We start from the raw sequence: 18,139 nt of genomic DNA on the forward strand, positions 1-18,139 counted from the left end.
ATGCCTTCCTCCCCGAGCTTGCCCGCCCGGGAGAAGGCCGTCAGCTGCTGCTTGCAGTAGGGTCACCAGTGGCCCCGGTAGAAGAGCACCACCCCCCAGCCGCCCTTGAGGTCGCCGGGGAGGGTGATCTTCCCCCCGCCCGCCTTGGCGATCTCCAGGGCCGGAAAGGCGTCCCCCGAGTCCAGCATCCGGTCCGTCATTCTCGGCATCGGAAATTCCTCCAGAGAAAAAACCGCACGCACGCCCGATTTTCGAATGGCCATCTCGATTGTTATAGGCAGTGCGCGTGGTGATTTCAATTGAGCTGGAAAAACTCTTTAGCCCCGGCGAAATTCCCAGGGGCATTTTTTCCGCCGAAATCATTGACTTCATGGACGTTCGCGGGTTAAGAGCACAACGGGCGGAGGGGACTCCCGCGGGGGTTTGTCCCTTCAGAGCATCCTCTCCCTCTCACAGGAATATGCGCATGAGCGGGGACGCGCCGGTGCAAGGCCGATTCCATTCACACCCGGGGGAGGACGCGCGCCTCCGCGCCCGGCAGGGGCGCCGGGTGACGCTGGCGGCGATGGCGGTGAACCTTTTCCTCGCCTCCATCAAGGGGGCGGCCGGCTGGCACGGCGGGAGCCAGGCCCTCCTCGCGGATGCGCTCAACTCCCTCTCCGACGTGGGGACGGACATCGCCATCCTCATCGCGCTCGGCCTCGCCGCCCGGCCGCCCGACCGCGAGCACCCCTACGGGCACGGCAGGATGGAACCAGCCGCCGCCTTCGGGATGGGCGTCCTCGTCGTCGTGGGAGGCGCCATGCTGCTCTTCAACGCCGCGGGCGACATCTGGACGGCCCGGCCTTACCGGCCGGGCCTCCTGGTGCTGCCCGTCATCGCGGCCTCCATCGCCCTCAAGGAGATGCTCTACCGCGCCACGGTCCGCGTCGCCCGGCGGACCCTCAACCAGGCTCTTCTCGCGAACGCCTGGAACCACAGGCTGGACGTGTTCGCTTCGGGCATCGCCTTCGCGGGAGTGGCGCTCACCCTGCTCGGCCTGTGGTGGGGAGACGCCCTGGCCGCCGCCGTCGTGGCCAGCCTCGTCCTTTGGTTCGGAGGCCGAATCGCCCGGGACGCGCTGGACAGCCTGATGGACATCGCCCCGCCCGCGGACGTGGTCGGGCGCATCCGCTCGGCCATCGAGGGGGTGGAGGGGGTGCGCGACGTCCATGCCCTGCGGGTTCACCGGGCCGGGCACCGTCTCTTCGTGGACGTCCACGTCGAAGTGGACTCCGGCATCAGCGTGGCGGCAGGCCACGCCATCGCCCACAGGGGCCAGGACTCCGTGCTCTCGCGGGTGGAGGAGGTCGCCGAGGTCCACGTCCACATCGAGCCCTATCACGCCCCCAACCCTTGACACCGTCCGGCCGCCCCTCTAGCATTGGCCCGTCCTTTTCGGGAGACGGAGATGGGCGAGCGGGTCCCCTGCGAGTACTGCAAGAGCATCCCCTGCGACCGGTGCAAGGCCACGCCCGGCGGCTGCGCCGAGTACGCCGAGCTCACCCCCGAGGACGCCGCCCGTTACCTCCCGCGGGAGGGGCAAGAGAACCTCATCGTGCCCAAGAGCTGCCCCATCCCGCCCCTGACGAGCGTCATCCGCTACGGCCCGAACTACTACGTCATCAAGAAGGGCCGCGTCCTCCGCACGGGCTTCGCCCGCGCCCTGCCCCCCTACTGAGCCTCTTTTCCGGGGCCACGGCCCTTTCTTTCCGAACCGCCGTTTGCGCTACAATGGCCCGGCCGATCCGCCGATGCGCCCCGGAGGAGGGCCCCCGATGCGAGCGCGCAAGTTCGACTGGAGCGCCATGCCCGCCGAGCGGGTGACCGCGCTGTTCTCCCGCAAGCTGGTGGTGGGCGAGAACGAGATGCTCTGCTGGCTGGAGCTCAAGCCGGGCTGCAAGGTGCCCCGGCACAGCCACATCCACGAGCAGATCTCCCACGTCCTGAGGGGGAGGCTCCGGTTCGAGGTGGACGGCGAGCCGGTGGAGGTGGGGCCGGGCGAAACCCTCCTCATCCCCTCCAACGTGCCGCACTCGGCCGAGGTGGTGGGCGGGGAGACGGTGATCGACTACGACATCTTCAGCCCCATCCGCCGCGACTGGCTGGACGGGACGGACGACTACCTGAAGGGGAAGTGACGCAGCCGCCTAGCGGGAGTGGGTGAGACAGACATGAAGATCCGAGCCTTGCGGACGTGGATCCCGGCGGGGAGATCGGCCGGCCTCCTGGCCCTGGCCCTGGCGGCCGGCCTCGCGGGCTGCGCCACGGAGCGCATCCAGCACGCCGTCTCCCTGCATTACGAGGGGACGGACGCGCCCCGCCTGTTCCAGGGCGCGCAGTCCCCCACCGTCGTCGTCACGCCCTTCCAGGACCGGCGGGTGAACCCGGAACGCCTCGGCGTCTACTACTGGCAGCGGCTGATCGTGGACATGATCCCGAGGGGCGGGACGGCCTCCTCCGCCCTGACCGCGATGGCCGCCGAATTCCTCCAGCGCATGGGCATGCGGCCCGTCGAGGGGAGGTGGGACGGCGAGGCCACCTCGCTCCATGCCATCCCGGCCGATTACGCGCTGTACGGGGAGATCCTGGACCTCCGCTTCACGGGCGAGGGCACCCTGCGTGACGCGGCGAACAAGGGGAAGGTGACGATCGAGGTCCGCCTCGGCAGCCGCGCCAACCGCACGGTGGTGCGCCGCAGCGTGGAGGTGGCGCCGGACGAGACTCAGTTCATCCTCTTCGACAACCGTTACGAGCACATCAACCGGATGGAGCAGGTCATCCGGCGCTCGGTCAGCCGGGCCATGCGGGACAGCCTGACGGACTTGGTCCGCCGCACGGGGGCGGGCCAGGCTCCGGGCCAGGCTCCGCAGGGGCCGGCCCGCGAGCTCCCGCCGGCCCCGGGCGAGCCCAATCCCTTCGAGCGCTTCCAGCAGCGGTAGAGCGGGCGCGCCTACTTGGCCCGGCCGCCCGGCCGGCCGTCCCGCTTCCCGTCCTGGAGGAACCGCAGGAGGTTGCTGTCCGAGGGGAGAAGGATGGTGGTCTTGTCCTTGAAGGACTTCTGGTACACCTCCAGGCTCTTCAGGAAGGCGTAGAATTCGGGATCCTGGCCGAAGGCCTTGGCGGTGGTTTCGATGCTGCGCGCGTCCCCCTCGCCCCGCAGCCTCTGCTCCTTCTCGTAGGCGTCGGCCAGGAGGATGTCGCGCTCGCGGTCCGTCTCGGCCCGGATCTTCTGGGCCTCCTCCCGCCCCTCGGAGCGGTACTGGGTGGCGATGCGCTGGCGCTCGGCCTGCATCCGGCCGTAGATGGCCTTGAGGTTCTCGGAGGGCAGGTCGGCCCGCTTGAGGCGCACGTCCACAATCTGAATGCCGTAGTCCCGCGCCTTGCGGTCGCTCTCCGAGGTCACCAACTCCATCAGGTGGGCGCGCTCCTGGGCCACGGTCTCGATCAGGTCCTTCCGCCCCAGCTCCCGGCGCAGCTCGCTGTAGATGATGTCGTCCAGCCGCGCCTGGGCTCCCACCTCGTCCCGCACCGTGCGGAGGAACTGGAGAGGGTCGACGATGCGCCAGCGGGAGAAGTTGTCCACCAGGAGGACCTTCTTGTCCTGGGTGATGATCTCCGTGGTGCTGGAGTCGTACTCGAGCAGGCGCCGGTCGAAATACGTGAGCTGCTCGACGAAGGGCACGCGGTAGTTGAGGCCGGCGTCGCGGACCACCCGCACGGGCTTGCCGAAGCGGGTAACCACCACCTGCTGGTCCTCCCGGACGGTGAAGAACACCATGTTCGCGCCGATGACGGCGGCGACCAGCACGACGAGGGCCGCGACCAGCCACCTGGGAAGGGGCATGGAGTTCACGGCTTCATCTCCTTCGCCCCGTCCCGCAGGGGGAGGATGGGAAGCACGCCCGAGCCCTGTTTCTCGAGGATCACCTTGTCCACCGAGGGCATGACCTCCTGGAGCATCTCCAGGTGGAGGCGGGTGCGCGTGATGTCCGGGGCCTTCTTATATTCCTCCAGGGTGGCGAGGAAGCGGCCGGCGTCGCCGCGCGCCTGGCGGATCTTGGTCTCCCGGTAGGCGGTGGCGCGCTCGACGATCTCCGCCACCCGCCCGCGCGCCTCGGGGATCACCTTGTTGCGGTAACCCTGGGCCTCGTTGATGAGGCGGTTCTTGTCCTCCCGGGCGCTCGCCACGTCCCGGAAGGCCTCGCTCACGTCCTTGGGCGGATTCACATCCTGGAGCTGGACGGCCACGACCGTCAGGCCGCTCTGGTAGCGGTTCAGGATGGCCTGCAGGGTTTCCATCGTCTCCTGCTGGATGGCTCCCTTGCCCGTCGTCAGCGCCTCGTCGATGGGCTTGTTGCCGACCACCTGGCGGAGGGCCGCCTCGGCCGCGAGGCGCACCGTCCGGTCGGGGTTCCGCACCTTGAAGAGGTACTCCAGCGGGTCCTTGATGCGGAACTGGATGATGACGTTCACGTCGAGCATGTTCTCGTCGCCCGTGAGCATGCGCGACTCTTCGGGGTGATCTTGATACCGCGCCGGCGGCCCCGGATCGATCGTCCGGAAGCCGATCTCGATGCGCTTCACCTCTGTGACCTTGGGCTTGTAGACGGTTTCGAACGGGAAGGGGAAGTGGTAGTTCAGCCCCGGGCTGACCACCCGCTCGATGCGCCCGAAGCGAAGGACGACCCCCTGCTCGTCCGGGCCGACGGTGAAGATTCCCGAAAGCAGCCAGAGGGCGGCCACCCCCGCCGCCAGAAGCGCCCACGGGAGGCGGATATTCCGGAAACTGGGGATCTGGAACTGGGGCATTCGAATCTGGGGAGGAAGGCCGCCTCCGCTCTGGCGGCGGGCCTTGAACTCATCCCAATCCATGGGCATGGAAGGACTCCAATCGATTCAGTTAGGCAAAAGAAATCCGCGATTTGCACGGTAAGTGGGACGGCCGGGGAAGTCAACCCATGGGAAGCGGCCGGGGCCCGCCTCCCGGCATCCGCACATCCGGGCGCCGGCCTACCGCGCCCCGTCCCACACGCGCTGCAGGCAGCGGTGCGCCCGCTCGAGCCGCCCGTCCAGCCGCGCCTCGAATCCGGCTCCCTCCGCCAGCCCCGCGCACTCCGCGCTCGCCTGTTTCCGCCTCACGAGATCCCGCACCGCCGGGGAGTTCAGGACCGCCTGGATGCGCTGCCGCAGCGCGTCCTGGCGCGCCTGAAGCTCGTTCAGCTTGTAGTTGTTCTCTTTCTTCCGCTTCGTCCAGTCGAGCACGCCCCGCTGCAGGTCGGCGTAGCGCTCGTTCAGGCCCTTCTCCTTCATCGCCAGCGTGTCCCTGCGGCTGTCGACCCGCTGCGCGTTGGCGTTCACGCGCCGCCGCCAGGGCTCGAGGGTGCTCTGGTTGTAGGAGTTGATCTGCGCCGCCGCCGCGTTGCAGGCGTTCACATACCCCTGGTCGGAGAAGGTGCCGGTGCATCGCGCGTTGTGGGACTGCACCTTCGCGCCGTGCTGCGCCGCGGCCGCCCGCTGGCTGGCCGCATCGGCGTTGTGCGCCTGGAGCTCGCCGCGCCACGCCTGGACCTCGTTGAGGAAATTCTTCTTGGCGCCGTCCAGGAGCTCGCGCGTCGCGATCAGCCGCTTCTCCTCGTTCTGGAGCGCGGCCTGCTCGGCGAAGAGCGCCTGGCTGGCGGCCTGCGCCTGGCCCAGCTCGGTGTTGAGGGCCTGGAGCTCATTGGCCACGGAGGAAGGAAGCTCCTGGGCGCGGCCCGGGAGAGGCGCCGCCAGATGCACCGCGAGAACGAAAACCACCGCGAATCCAGCCCATCCGGCCATTTTCACGGCTTCCCCTCCTCTGCCCGCGAGGAACCCCCTGGAAGACGATGAAAAGCATTCCGATACGATACCATAAACCCGCTCCGCCCTTCTCGCCCGGGCGCCCTAGTTCCGGGCGCCGAGGCGCCGTGTCCGCACGCGGCGCCGGGCGCGGAGGATCTCCCGCCGCCCGGGAAGCCCCTCCTGGGCGCCCTCCCTCCGCACCGACAGGGAGGAGGCCGCCACGGCGAGCCGGACCGCCCCCGCCAGTCCCGCTCCCTCGGCCAGGGCGAGCGCCAGCGCCCCGCAAAACGCGTCCCCCGCCCCCGTCGTATCCACCGCCCGGATGCCCGGCGGCGGCTCCGCCCATCCTCCCTCATCCCCGCCCAGGAAAAACGCGCCGCGCGCTCCCGCCGTGATCACCACCGCCCGCGGCCCCAGCGAGAGGAGATCCCGGGCGAGGCCCGGAAGCTCTCGGGGACGGGGGGCCGGCTTCCGGCCCAGGAGACGGGCCGCCTCGGCCTCGTTGGGCGCGAGAACGTCGGTCAGGGCCAGCAGCCCGGCGGGAAAGGAGGAGGGCGCGGGGGCGGGATTCAGGATGGTGACGGCCCCCCGGCGCCTCCCCCGCCGGAAGGCCTCGCGCACGACGGAGAGCGGCACCTCGAGCTGCGCAAGGACAGCCGCGCCCCAGTCCAGAAGATCGCGCCGCGCGCCCAGCCTCCCCGGCGTGAGGAGGGCGTTGGCGCCGGGCGAGACGGCGATCTGGTTCTTTCCCTCGCCGTCCACCAGGATGAGGGCGGTGCCGGTGGGACCTCTCGCGCGCAGGAGGCCCCCGCGCTCGATCCCCTCGGCGGCCAAGAACTTGCGATAAGACGCCCCGGCCGCATCCTCTCCGGTGAAGCAAACCAGCCTCACGCGGTGTGCGCCCCCCGCGGCGCGCGCGGCGGCCAAAGCCTGGTTGGCGCCCTTCCCTCCCCGGAACTCCCGGCGCGGGCCCCCGAGCACCGTCTCGCCCGGCCGCGGGAGGCGGGGGACGCGGACCACGATGTCGAAGTTGGCGCTCCCCACCACGAGGACGCCGGGGCGGCTCTCAGGCCCAGCCATGGTAGGACCTCAGCCTTTCCAGGAAGAAACGCAGGAAGCCCCGCTCGTCCACGTCGAGGGCCACCTCCACGTTCCCGCGGGGCGCCTCGGGCCTCAGGTCCACCACCGTCATGCCGCGCGCGGGCCCCCGGCCGCACTCCACCCTCACCGGCAGGCGCTCGCAACCGAGGAGGCCGGGCCGGATGGCCGCCGCCAGCGCCAGCGGATCGTGCAGGGTGACGCCGTCCCGCCCGCGCCGGCGCAGGGAGAAGCCCGCGTAAATCCCGGTGAGGTCGCGCAGCGCCCTCCGGAAGGAGCCGCCTCCTGCGAGCATCCGGGAGGGCAGAAAGGCGCGCCGCGTCACGTCGAGGCCAACCATGGTGACCCGGGCGCCCGAGGCGAAGACGGCCTCGGCCGCCTCGGGATCGCAGTGGACGTTGAACTCGGCGGCGGGCGTCACGTTGCCGGGCATCCGGGCGGCGCCGCCCATGAGCACGATGCGGCCCACCCCGGGAAGGGCGGAGGGGTCCCGCCGGTGGACCCGCGCGAGGTTGGTCAGCGGGCCCAGCGCCACGACGGTGAGGCGGCGGCCCCATGCCCGGGCGTGGGCGAGGAGGGCCTCCTCCGCCCCCTCGCCCGGCCGCCCCGCCGGCCGGGGCGGCCGGCGGGCGCCGGAGAAGAGCCTCCCCAGGCCCTCCGGGCCGTGGATGGCGGCGGAGGCTTTCCAGTCCACTCTCCCCTTGCCGAGGGGCCGGCTCCCGCCGGGATGGACGGGCGGAAGCGCCCGGGCGGCGGGAAGATGGCCCCCGAGCCAGCCCACCAGCCGGCGGGCGTTGCGGAAGGCGGCCCCGGCGGGGACGTTGCCGCGAACGGCGGTAATCGCCAAGACCTCCAGTTCGGGCGAGGCCAGCGCCAGGGCCAGCGCGAGGGCGTCGTCCACCCCTGGATCGCAATCGATCACCACTGGAATCTTTTTCATGGGGAAAAGCCCCTATTTCTGCAAATAAACCAAGAAGATTCTTGCATTCGGCCTCCATTCCTCCACGGGAGGCAGGAATCGGATGGCCGAATCCATACAAAAATCAAGCGAGTGCAAACTCCCCGCCGTGCCTGATATTATTTTTATCTCAAGTTACATTCGGATGATTTACCAAAAGCCATTGTAAATCAATTACTTTACGCCATGCCGCCGCCGGGCCATTTGACAAATGCCCGATTTTCCGATACTTAGATGAATCTGGCCTCGCCCCTCGCCGATGGCAAAGGGGAACGGGGCCTTTGATTCTGGCCACCTCGATCCCCCAAACCACGGGACACGCCTAATCTGCTTGTGATGGCCCAACAACGAGACGCCGCGTCCGCAAACTCTGGGCGGAGATTGGTCGCCGCTATCGATATCGGGGGAACCTTCACCGATATCGTTATCTACAATCCCTCCTCGGGCAAAGCCGCGGTCGGAAAATACCTCACCACCCCGAACGACCCCTCCATCGGGGCTCTGGCCGGGCTGCGCACCCTGCTGGAGGAGGAGAATCTCCGCTTCCGCAACCTCACCCAGGCCGTTCACGCCACCACCCTGGCGGCCAACGCCATCGTCGAGCGCAAGGGGGCCCCCACCGGCCTCCTGACCACCAAGGGCTTCCAGGACATCCTCCAGGTGGGCCGCGAGTCGCGCTACGACATCTACGACCTCGTGCCCGAGTTCCCCGAGCCCCTGGTGGGCGGCACCATGCGCCGCGAACTCACCGAGCGCATCGCGGCCACGGGCGACACCCTCCAGCCCCTCAGCATGCAGGAGGTGAAGGTCACCATCCAGGAGCTGGTGGACAGGGGCGCCAAGTCTATCGCCGTCTGCCTCCTCCACTCCTACGTGAACCCCGAGCACGAGGAGGCCGTGGGGGAGGTCATCGCGGAGTCGTTCCCCGACATCAGCTACAGCCTCTCCTCGAAGGTCTGTCCCGAGATCCGGGAGTATGAGCGCACCTCCACCACGGTGGCGAACGCCTACATCCAGCCCATCGTCTCGCGCTATCTCGAGGACCTCGAGACCAACCTGGAGAACGTCGCCCTCTACATCATGCTCTCGAACGGGGGCATCTCGACGGCCAAGTCGGCCGCCGAGACACCCATCCGCATGTTCGAGTCCGGCCCCGCGGCGGGCGCCCTCTCGGCCGCCTGTTTCGGCAAGCTGTCGGGGTTCAACAACGTCGTCGCCTTCGACATGGGCGGCACCACGGCCAAGACCTGCGTCATCGAGAACGGCCACCCCCACATCTCCACCGAGTTCGAGATCGCCCGCGTCAAGCGCTTCAAGAAGGGGAGCGGCCTTCCCATCCAGGTGTCCTGCGTGGACCTGATCGAGGTGGGGGCGGGAGGGGGCAGCATCGCTCGGATCGACTCGATGGGGCTGCTGAAGGTGGGGCCCGATAGCCAGGGCGCCTCGCCCGGACCCGCCTGCTACGGCCTGGGCGGAACCGAACCCACCGTGACGGACGCGGACCTCATCCTCGGCTACATCGACCCCGCCTATTTCCTGGGCGGGGAAATGGAAATCTTCCCGGAGGCGGCCTCCGAGGCCATCCGGAAGAAGATCGCCGAGCCCCTCAAGATCGAGGAGGTCCAGGCGGCGTGGGGCGTCCACGAGCTCGTCAACGAGACCATGGCCGCCGCCGCGCGCATCCAGCTCTCCGAGCGCGGGAAGGACCCCCGCAACTTCACCCTCATCGCCACCGGCGGGGCGGGCCCGGTGCACGCCTTCCGCCTGGCGCGCAAGGTGGGCCTGCGGCGCATCGTCTGCCTGCCGGCGGCCGGCCTCGCTTCCGCCCTGGGCCTCCTGGTGGTCCCGATCAAGGTGGACACGGTGGACAGCCACGTCTCTCCCCTGGACCAGGTGGACCTGAACAAGATCAACGCCCTCCTGGCCGACCGCGAGAAGAAGTGCGTCGCCCTGCTCAAGGCGGCGGGGGTGCGGGAACGGGAGATCCGCATCGAGCGGATGGCCGACGTCAGCTTCCTGGGCCAGGGTTTCCCGCTGACCATCCCCATCCCCACCGGCAAGCTGGGGCCCCAGCACATCCAGGTGATCGACAAGACCTTCCGCGAGCTCTACTCCTCCACGCACGGGGGCGTGATCGGCGCCGTGCCTCTCCAGGTGATGAACTGGCGGATCTTCGGCCTGGGCCCCGATCCGAAGGCCAACTTCAAGTTCTCGAACCTCTCGGAGCGCGGCTCGCGCAACGTCCTCAAGGGCACGCGGCGGATCTACCTCCCCGAGAACAAGGGCTACCGGAAGGTCAACGTATACGACCGCTATCTCCTGAAGCCGGGCCAGAAGTTCAAGGGGCCCGCCCTGGTGGAGGAGCGGGTGACGACGACGGTGGTGGGCTCGCGGTCCACCTTCTACGTGGACAAGACGCAGAACCTCATCATCGAGCTGTAGGAGAGGGCCATGGCCCGCAAGGGACTCGACGCCATCACGCTGGAAGTCCTGTGGAGCCGCCTCATCGCCATCGCGGAAGAAGCGGCCACCGAGGTGGTGCGCACCGCCTTCTCGACCACCATCCGCGAGTCAAAGAACTTCGCCCTCGTGCTTCTCGACCCGCGCGGGCACTCCATCGCGCAGGCGAGTTCCACCATGCCGAGCTTCGTCGGGGCCATCCCGCTGACGGCCCGGCACCTGCTCAAGGCGTTCCCGCTGGACGCCTGGGCGCCGGAAGACCTCGTCCTCGCCAACGACCCCTGGATCACGACCGGGCATCTCCAGGACGTGAGCTCCCTGAGCCCGATCTTCTACAAGAAGAACCTCATCGCTTTCGCGGGGATCACCACCCACGTCACCGACATGGGCGGCAAGCTCCGCTCGCCCGAGGTGCGCGAGATCTACGAGGAGGGGCTCCAGCTCCCGCCGTGCAAGTTCCTGAACGCGGGCAAGGTGAACCCGGACATCCTGCGCATCATCCGCCAGAACGTCCGGGTCCCGGACCAGGTCGAGGGCGACCTCATCTCCCACGTCTCGGCGAGCAAGCTGGCGGCGCGGCGGGTGCAGGAGATGATGGACGAGTACCGTCTGCGCGACCTCGACCAGGCCGCCTCGACGATCTACCAGCGCTCCGAGAACGCGATGCGCGAGGCCATCAAGAAGGTGCCGGACGGGGAATACCGCTTCCAGGTGAGCACGGACGGCTACGACGAGCCCCTCGTCATCCGCGTCGAGGTGCGGGTGCGCGGGAGCAGCATCCTGGTGGATTACACGGGCTCCTCGCCCCAGGTGGACCGTGGGCTCAACGCGACGCTGAATTACGTTTACGCCTACTCGGCGTATTCCCTGAAGTGCCTCTTCTGCCCCTCCGTGCCGAACAACGAGGGCAACTACCGTCCCGTCACCGTCTCGGCCCCCGAGGGCAGCATCCTGAACCCGCGCTACCCGGCCCCGGTGAACGGGCGCTCGATGGTGGGCCACTTCATCCCGTCGGCCATCTTCGGCGCCTTGTGCAAGGCCGTGCCCGACCTCGTCCAGGCGGCGAGCGGGAGCCCCACCTGGGCCATCAACGCCGCGGGCATCGCCAAGGACAACCGCCGCTTCGCCGGCAACTTCTTCCTGAACGGCGGCCAGGGCGCCTCCAAGGACCACGACGGCCGGGCCTGCCTGTGCTTCCCCTCGAACACCTCGGCGACCCCCATCGAGGTCCTCGAGCACATGGTGCCGCTCCTCGTCGAGCGCAAGGCCGTCATCCGCGACAGCGGCGGCGCCGGGGAGTTCACCGGGGGGGACGGCCAGCAGGTCATCGTGAAGTCGCTCTCGGACAGCCCAATCCTCCTTACCTTCCTGAGCGAGCGCACCCGGCACCCCGCCTACGGCCTCTTCGGGGGGCGCAACGGGCGCGTGGGGAAGGTCACCCTGAACGGCCGGCCCATCAACCCCAAGCGCCAGTGGGTGATGCACCCGGGCGACCGCCTCGTGCTCGAGGTGCCGAGCGGCGGCGGCTACGGGGATCCCAAGCAGCGGCGGCCCGAGTTCATCGAACGCGACCTGCGCGAGGGGCTTCTCTCCCTCCAGAAGGCCCGCGCCGAATACAACTACGACGGCGACTTCAGCATCTCCAGCCTCTAGCCCCGAGCCTCCCATGCCCGCGCGCCGATGGGTGGCCGTCACCGCGACGGCGGACTTCCCGGTCGCCCTGGCCCCAATCAAGCAGGCCCTGGCCGGCATCGCCCCGGTGCGGACGGTCCCCCTCCCCTTCCGGCCGCTCATGCCGGCCGAGGAGGCCTCCTTCGCCCGGCGCCTCCGGGGCGCCGAGGGCATCCTCCTGCGGCCCGGCTACATCACCGCCTCCCTGCTGGACCGGCTTCCGGACCTCCGGGCCGTGGCCGTGCACGGGGCGGGGGTGGACCAGGTGGACGTGCCGGCCTGCACCCAGCGCGGCGTCCTCGTGACGAACGCGCCGGGGGCGAACGCGGACTCGGTCGCCGAGCTGGCGCTGGGCCTCATGCTCAGCCTGGCCCGGCGCATCCCGGAGGCGGCGCGGCGGGTGAAGGAGGAGCGCGCCTGGGGGGAGGCGCGGCACACCGGGCGGGAGCTCAAGGGGAAGACCCTGGGCATCGTGGGGCTCGGCCAGATCGGGGCGCGCCTGGCCCGGCTGGCGGCGGCCCTGGGGATGGAGGTGACCGCCCACGATCCGGCCTTGAGGCCCGCCGAGATCCGCCGGCGGGGCGCCCGCCCCCTGGCGCTCGATGCGCTGCTGCGGGAGGCGGACTGCCTCTCCCTCCACGCGCCCCTCATGCCCTCGACGCACCACCTGATCGATCGCAAGGCCATCGCCCGGATGAAGAAGGGGGCTTTTCTCGTGAACTGCGCCCGGGGGCCGCTGGTGGACGAGCTGGCGGTGGCGCGGGCGCTCCGCTCGGGCAGGCTGGGGGGCGCGGCGCTGGACGTGCTCGAAGGCGAGCCCCCGGACCCCGGGAGCCCCATCTTCGGCGCCCCCAACCTCGTGCTCACCCCCCACATGGCGGGCTCGACGGTGGAGGCCCTCGAGGCCATCGCCCGCGCCGCGGGAGAGGACCTCGCCCGCGTATTAAGCGGAAAACCCCCGAAGTTCCCGGTGAACCGGCCTTCAGCCGGCCGGAGCCGGCTTTCGTCCGGCGAAGGCCGGCCGGAGAAGGCGAAGCGGTAGCCGCCCCACGGTCCCCTGCTCCATCCATTGAGAGAGAAGCAGACCGTTCAGTCCAGGCGGAACACCATCCGCACGGACGGCCGGGCGAGAGACTCGACGGTCCAGCGGTGCTCCCCGCCGGAAACCGCCTGCGCGTCGTGCTCCACCACCTTCCCCTGGACGCGCAGGGAGAGCGCGCCCTTCATCTCCAGGCCGAGATGCCGGAAACGCTCCTGATCTTCGGGGGGAACCTTTCTCCGCTCGAGGAGCAGCGCGCCGTCCGCCCCCCGGCGCAGGTAGAGCATGTCCACCAGGAAGGACATGACGTCCGGCTTTCCCTCGCTGAAGGGGGTCCTCGTCTTCTTGAACTCCGCGTGCAGGTTCCCCCTCCGCCGGTAGGTCACCCGGTAGCGGAACGGGCTCTCCTCCCGGATGCTGAAGTCCTCCGCCTTTCCCTCGGGCTGCTTGAGGACGGCCCGCAGGGTTTCCTTGCTCCGGCGGTCCGCCTCCTCCGCCGGGAACTCCCCCTTCTTCCACCGCTCGTAGGGGTTCCATTCGACAAGGACGCCGGAGAAGAACTCCTCGAAGTCCCCGTTCCGCTGGATGGCGATGCGCAGGTCGAAATCCGTGGGGAAGAAGCAGCCCGCGAGGACGAGGAGCGGGAGGAGGACGAGGAAAATCGAGCGGAAAAAGGGGAGGCGGCGCATGACGATTCCCCTACCGGATCGCCTGAACTTTGCGGATGAAGGCCTTGCCCTCTTCCGAGCCGGCGCCCTCGGCCGGATCGGGCCGCTGGCTCTCGAAGGCCCGCTGATTCGGCTCGACGATGGTGACCCCCTGCTTCTTCAGCGCCTCGATGGCGCGCGTCTCGGCCTCGTAGGTCTGGGCGCTGCAGCGGTCGGCCATCCCGCGCGCCCAGGCTACGAGGCTTTGGCGCTCCTTCGGGGCGAGGCCGTCCCACACGTCGTTCGACACGGCGATGGCCAGGGCCTGGTGCTGGATCTCGATCCGGTTGAAATAGGGCGCGGCGTCCGCGAGACCCAGCCGGACGGCGTGGATGGGCGTCGCGAGCACGGCGTCCACCAATCCGCTCTTGAGGGCGCCGCCCATGCGGTTGAGGGGAACCATCACGCGGTACGTCTTCCATGCTTTGAGGTCAGAGCCGCCGCTGCCCAGCTTCAGGCCCCCCATGTCGCGCGGCTCGCGGAGGGGCTTCTTCGACATCGGATAGGTGGTCCCCGCGTAGGCGAGGGCGAGCGGGCGGAGGCCGGGGAACTTGGCCCCCTCCTCCTCGAAGAGGGGACTCCGCGCGAACGCCCGGAAGTGGGCGAGGTCCCGGAAGATGAAGGGGCGGGCGATCTCGCCCAGCTTCGTCTGCCCGAGCCGGAAAAAGCCGGCCAGGGCAATCGCCAGGGTCCGGCCCTCGGTCTGGGCCTTCGCCAGCACGCCGTTGGAGAGCAGCCCCTGGTACAGGGGGTCGGGCTCCAGGCGGAAGGGCCCCTCCTTGGCCCCGGCCAGGAGCCGGCCGCACTGGGCGATCTCATCCATCTTGGGGAAGCCCAGCCGCAGGGCGGGCTGGGCGTGGGCGGCCGCGGCCAGGAGAACCGCCGCGAGCAGGATCAACCTCCGCATCGTGTCTCCCCTACCGGATCGCCTGAATCCTGCGGATGAAGGCCTTGCCTTCCTCGGATTTCATGCCCCCCGTGGGATCAGGTCTCTGGCTCTCGAAGGCTTGCCAGTGGGGTTCGATAATCTGGACCCCCTGCTTTTTCAACGTTTCAATGGCCCGTTTTTCAGCTTCGAAGATCCGGGCGCTGCATTGGTCCGCCATCCGCTTCGCCCAGGCGGAGAGGGCCCCGCGCTGGGAGGGATTCAGGCCTTGCCAGCCCGGCTCGTTGACCGTAAAAACAAAGGCGCGGAGACTAATCGCAACCAGATTGAAAAAAGGCGCGGCATCCGAAAGACCATCCCGCACGGCTTCGATGGGGGTGAGGACCGCCGCATCGATTTGTCCGCTCTTCAAGGGGCCTCCGGCCCGTGCCTTCGCCGATGCCCACCCCTGATCCCGATCATACTTGTCCTCTATTTTCAAACCGCCCATCTCCTTCGGCTCCCGGATGGGCTTCCTCGACATGACATAGGCGGTTCCCCGGTAGGCGAGGGCGATGGGCCGGACCCCTCTGGCCTTCCCCGCCTCCTCTTCAAAGAGGGCGCTTCTCGAGAACGCCCGGAAGTGGGCCAAATCCCGGAAAACGAAGGAACGGCCGATTTCGGATAGCGCCGGCGCACCGTCCACGAGCGGACCTGGCGGAGAAATTCGCAGGGCGGGCCCCACCCTTTTAAACCCTCCATCCGTCATGCGATCAAGTAAGGAAGCAAACGGATCCATTCGAAAATCGACGGGAGCGCCTTCCGCCGATTCCAGCAGCTTACCGCATTGGATGGATTCCTCCTCATTCACGTCGAAAAGGATCTTCCAGGGGGGCTCGGCCGCTTGGGAAACACCTGCCCAGACGGTCAAGCCCACGGCAAACAAAACCGCACGAAAGCTGGGGTACATCGTCCCCTCCTACTTCAACGCCTGAAGCTCGTTCCACGTCCCGGCCGTCCAGCCAGGGCCTCCCTTGGGGGCGGGGAGCCTGGCCCTGACCTTGGCCGCGTCGAAGGGAAAGACGCGCACCCCCTTCGACTCCAGCTCCTTCAGCGCCCGACTCTCGGCGTCGTAGTTGGCGCGGCTGCAAGCCTCCGCCGCCTTGGAAATCCACATGCCCACCTCCTTCCGCGTTTCGGGTGGAAGGGCGCTCCAGGCCTTGGACTGGACCGAGAAGAGGACCGTCTCGGTGACGAAGCCGGTCAGGTACAGGTTCCGGGCGGCTTCAGGCCATTTCAGGGAGGAGATCAGCGTGGGCAGCGTTTCGGCGGCATCCACCACGGATCGGTCGAGCGCGGGCTTCACCTCGGCCAGGGGAAGCGATACGGCCTTGGCGCCCAAGGCAGGGAAAAGCGTCTTGGAAAACGACCGGACGCGCATCCCCTTGAAATCCTCCAGCGAGGCGATCGGCTTCTTGGACAAGAGGGCCTGCTGGCCGGCGTAGGCGGCGGCGACGGGGAAGATCCCATCCCGCTTGGCCTGGCCGGCGGCCATCACCCGGAAGAGGCGGCTGCGGGCGAAGCTCCGGAAGTGAACGGGGTCGCGGAAGGCGAGGGGCTCGGCCAGCATCCGGAAAGATCCATCTCGGGCGATGGAGAGGCCGATGGAGGTTTCTCCGGCTTGCAAGCGCCGCAAGTATTCCCAGACCGTGGGCGCCGGAGGGTCTTTTAGATAGCCGCGGATTTTCGTGGAGGGTAGGGAGTCCCCGAGGGCTTGCAGACAGGCTTCCACCTCGCCCAGACGCTGCGGGTAAATGGAAATCCGGATCGGAGCGAAAGGCTGCGCACCCCGCGCCTCCGAAAGAGCGAAAAGCGCCATCAAGGCCGCCGCCCAGGCACAACAACCCTTCACCGCCCGGCTCATGGAGAACAGACCCTACTGGTTAAAAGGGTTCTGGCGCCCGGGGACGGGAGTGGAGCCTCCGGCCGCCTGGGGAGGCCCCGCCTGTTGCTCCGGCTGCTTAGGCTCCGCCGAGAAGCAGCCGAGCTTCCGGCGGCGGTCGTAGTCCTGCTGGCCCGCGATCAGCTCCTCGGCGGTATTGAAGCCGCCGGCGATGGCCCGCTCGGCTTGGTAGGCCTCATCCGACTGCCGGCATTCCGGCCGGGCGAGCATCTGCTTGTTCAGCGGCTCCTCCGAGGGAAGCGTGGGCTGGAGGCTCGCCTGGGACTGGGGCGGGGCGGGCTCCTCAAACGGATTCACCCGCGGCGCGGCCGCCGCCGGAGGAACCAACGCGGCCGGGCCACCCGGGCCGGCTCCCGATCCTGAGGGCGGATTCACAGGAACCGTGGAGGCGGGGCCGCCGGTTTCGCTCTCCGCCTGCCTGCGGCGCATGGCCTCGCGCTCCGCCTGCCTGCGGAGCACGGCCTCGCGCAGGGCTTTCTTCTTGGATCCTTCTCCCTTCCCGGCTTCTCCGGCCTTGGGGCCGTCCGAGCCCTGGGGCGCCGGCTTGGCGCCGCCCGTCAGGTCGTAGCAGCCGCGCACGTCGGGCGGATGGGGCCCCGGGCCGCATCCGAAGGGATTGTTCCTCTCCCCTCCGCCCGGAAGGTTCTTGAAGTCGGGCATCACGAAGCCGTCGCGTTCCTGCTGCACCCGCAGGACGCAGATGGTCTGCTGGGTAGGAGATAGCTTCCCGCACTTCCTGGCGATCTCGGGATCGCTTTGGACGGCGAGCTTGGCGCGCTGCTCGCTACGCTGGCTCTTGTAAAGAGCCTCGCACATGCCGGGGTTGGAGGTAGAAGCGCACTGGCGGCGGATCGCTTCATCGCTTATGCCCGCGTTCTTCCAAAAATCATCCCTTTCCGGGCCTTGCCCGGAGGGATTCGCCCTTCCCTCCCCGTCGGGAGGCACCGGGGAGAGGAAGAGCTCCTTCACCGCCTGCTCCCGCTCCCCCTGCTTGGCCTTGTGCTGCTCCTCCCAGCGCCGGGCCTGCTCGCGCTGGCGCTCGCGCTCCCGCTGCTCCCGCTTGGCCCGTTCTTGCCTCTCCATCCTCTCGCGGGTCCGGTTGATGTGGTTCTGCATGACGGCCATGTTCGAGCCTTCGCCGTTCTGCTGGAAATACTGGTACCCGCGCTGGAAGGCGTAGAGGGCCTGCTCATACCGCCCGCTGTTGTAATGGTCGACGCCCTCGCTCTCCGCCTCGCGGCCCAGGCGGTTGTTCTCCTGGTGCTCCCGCTGCTCCTGCTGGCGGATCATGTCCTGGACGCCGCCGAGGATTCCCTGGAGGGCCCCCAGGCCCTGCTGGTAGCGGTTGCCCCCGCCGCCCGAGTAGCCGCCTCCGCCGCCCGAATGGCTCTGCAGGCAGGCGTTGTAGGCGTTGACCAAGGCGTTGCGCTGGTTGATGTGGTAGTTGCGATTGCTCGCTGTGGTGTCCTGGCTCATCGCCCGGTCGACATTGGCGATGTGATTCCGGATGGAA

At 68.8% G+C, this 18,139-nt stretch carries 18 protein-coding genes; 7 read left to right on the forward strand and 11 right to left on the reverse strand.

The genetic code is table 11. From position 1 onward, the window contains the following. Positions 1–62: 62 nt before the first annotated feature. A complete protein-coding gene (locus HYZ11_03650; GenBank protein ID MBI3126681.1) occupies positions 63–209 on the reverse strand; it encodes a hypothetical protein in 147 nt (48 codons plus the stop codon). Positions 210–466: 257 nt separating this feature from the next. On the opposite strand from HYZ11_03650, the gene HYZ11_03655 reads away from it, so the two are divergent. The 4 genes from HYZ11_03655 (at position 467) to HYZ11_03670 (ending at position 2,981) form a co-directional block, all read left to right on the forward strand. Further along, on the forward strand, positions 467–1,399 hold the full coding sequence (locus HYZ11_03655) for a cation transporter (protein ID MBI3126682.1): 933 nt from the start codon (positions 467–469) through the stop codon (positions 1,397–1,399). Positions 1,400–1,450: 51 nt separating this feature from the next. Beyond that, a complete protein-coding gene (locus tag HYZ11_03660; GenBank protein ID MBI3126683.1) occupies positions 1,451–1,720 on the forward strand; it encodes a hypothetical protein in 270 nt (89 codons plus the stop codon). A gap of 127 nt (positions 1,721–1,847) precedes the next feature. Continuing rightward, the gene (locus HYZ11_03665; protein ID MBI3126684.1) at positions 1,848–2,180 is read left to right on the forward strand and encodes a cupin domain-containing protein; all 333 of its coding nucleotides are present in this window, start codon (positions 1,848–1,850) and stop codon (positions 2,178–2,180) included. 33 nt (positions 2,181–2,213) lie between these two features. Next, positions 2,214–2,981 carry a hypothetical protein gene (locus HYZ11_03670; GenBank protein ID MBI3126685.1) on the forward strand — a complete coding sequence of 256 codons (768 nt, stop codon included), beginning with the start codon at positions 2,214–2,216 and terminating at the stop codon, positions 2,979–2,981. Positions 2,982–2,992: 11 nt separating this feature from the next. Here HYZ11_03670 and hflC read toward each other — a convergent pair whose 3' ends face one another. The 5 genes from hflC to HYZ11_03695 form a co-directional block, all read right to left on the reverse strand. Beyond that, the gene (gene hflC, locus HYZ11_03675) at positions 2,993–3,886 is read right to left on the reverse strand and encodes a protease modulator HflC (protein ID MBI3126686.1); all 894 of its coding nucleotides are present in this window, start codon (positions 3,884–3,886) and stop codon (positions 2,993–2,995) included. Between the two features lie 5 nt (positions 3,887–3,891). Beyond that, positions 3,892–4,920 (reverse strand): FtsH protease activity modulator HflK, encoded by a 1,029-nt coding sequence (hflK, locus tag HYZ11_03680; protein MBI3126687.1) that lies wholly within the window; start codon positions 4,918–4,920, stop codon positions 3,892–3,894. Positions 4,921–5,052: 132 nt separating this feature from the next. Continuing rightward, on the reverse strand, positions 5,053–5,868 hold the full coding sequence (locus HYZ11_03685) for a hypothetical protein (GenBank protein MBI3126688.1): 816 nt from the start codon (positions 5,866–5,868) through the stop codon (positions 5,053–5,055). Between the two features lie 99 nt (positions 5,869–5,967). After that, positions 5,968–6,945, reverse strand: a complete 978-nt coding sequence (locus tag HYZ11_03690; protein ID MBI3126689.1) for a ribokinase — start codon at positions 6,943–6,945, stop codon at positions 5,968–5,970. Then, positions 6,932–7,903: a nucleoside hydrolase gene (locus tag HYZ11_03695; protein MBI3126690.1), complete on the reverse strand. Its 972-nt coding sequence runs from the start codon at positions 7,901–7,903 to the stop codon at positions 6,932–6,934. The genes HYZ11_03690 and HYZ11_03695 overlap by 14 nt, the downstream gene beginning before the upstream one ends. A gap of 354 nt (positions 7,904–8,257) precedes the next feature. Between HYZ11_03695 and HYZ11_03700 the strand changes: the two genes are divergently transcribed. Genes HYZ11_03700 through HYZ11_03710 form a run of 3 tightly spaced genes read left to right on the forward strand, consistent with a single transcriptional unit; the run spans position 8,258 to position 13,094 of the window. Then, the gene (locus HYZ11_03700) at positions 8,258–10,363 is read left to right on the forward strand and encodes a hydantoinase/oxoprolinase family protein (GenBank protein MBI3126691.1); all 2,106 of its coding nucleotides are present in this window, start codon (positions 8,258–8,260) and stop codon (positions 10,361–10,363) included. Positions 10,364–10,372: 9 nt separating this feature from the next. Then, entirely contained in the window at positions 10,373–12,034 is a 1,662-nt protein-coding gene (locus tag HYZ11_03705) for a hydantoinase B/oxoprolinase family protein (protein ID MBI3126692.1), read from the forward strand. 13 nt (positions 12,035–12,047) lie between these two features. After that, positions 12,048–13,094 (forward strand): hydroxyacid dehydrogenase, encoded by a 1,047-nt coding sequence (locus HYZ11_03710; protein ID MBI3126693.1) that lies wholly within the window; start codon positions 12,048–12,050, stop codon positions 13,092–13,094. A 47-nt stretch (positions 13,095–13,141) separates the two neighbouring features. Here HYZ11_03710 and HYZ11_03715 read toward each other — a convergent pair whose 3' ends face one another. From HYZ11_03715 to HYZ11_03735, 5 genes are all read right to left on the reverse strand, one after another. Continuing rightward, positions 13,142–13,780 (reverse strand): hypothetical protein, encoded by a 639-nt coding sequence (locus tag HYZ11_03715; protein ID MBI3126694.1) that lies wholly within the window; start codon positions 13,778–13,780, stop codon positions 13,142–13,144. 10 nt (positions 13,781–13,790) lie between these two features. Next, positions 13,791–14,705 carry a TRAP transporter substrate-binding protein DctP gene (gene dctP, locus HYZ11_03720; GenBank protein MBI3126695.1) on the reverse strand — a complete coding sequence of 305 codons (915 nt, stop codon included), beginning with the start codon at positions 14,703–14,705 and terminating at the stop codon, positions 13,791–13,793. Positions 14,706–14,715: 10 nt separating this feature from the next. After that, positions 14,716–15,633, reverse strand: coding sequence for a TRAP transporter substrate-binding protein DctP (gene dctP / locus HYZ11_03725; protein ID MBI3126696.1), 918 nt, complete (start codon positions 15,631–15,633; stop codon positions 14,716–14,718). Between the two features lie 9 nt (positions 15,634–15,642). Then, the gene (gene dctP / locus HYZ11_03730) at positions 15,643–16,350 is read right to left on the reverse strand and encodes a TRAP transporter substrate-binding protein DctP (protein MBI3126697.1); all 708 of its coding nucleotides are present in this window, start codon (positions 16,348–16,350) and stop codon (positions 15,643–15,645) included. Between the two features lie 249 nt (positions 16,351–16,599). After that, the coding region (locus HYZ11_03735; protein ID MBI3126698.1) for a hypothetical protein at positions 16,600–18,139 on the reverse strand (1,540 nt) is incomplete at its 5' end.

It is taken from the genome of Candidatus Tectomicrobia bacterium (assembly GCA_016192135.1).
Lineage (GTDB): Bacteria > UBA8248 > UBA8248 > UBA8248 > UBA8248 > 2-12-FULL-69-37.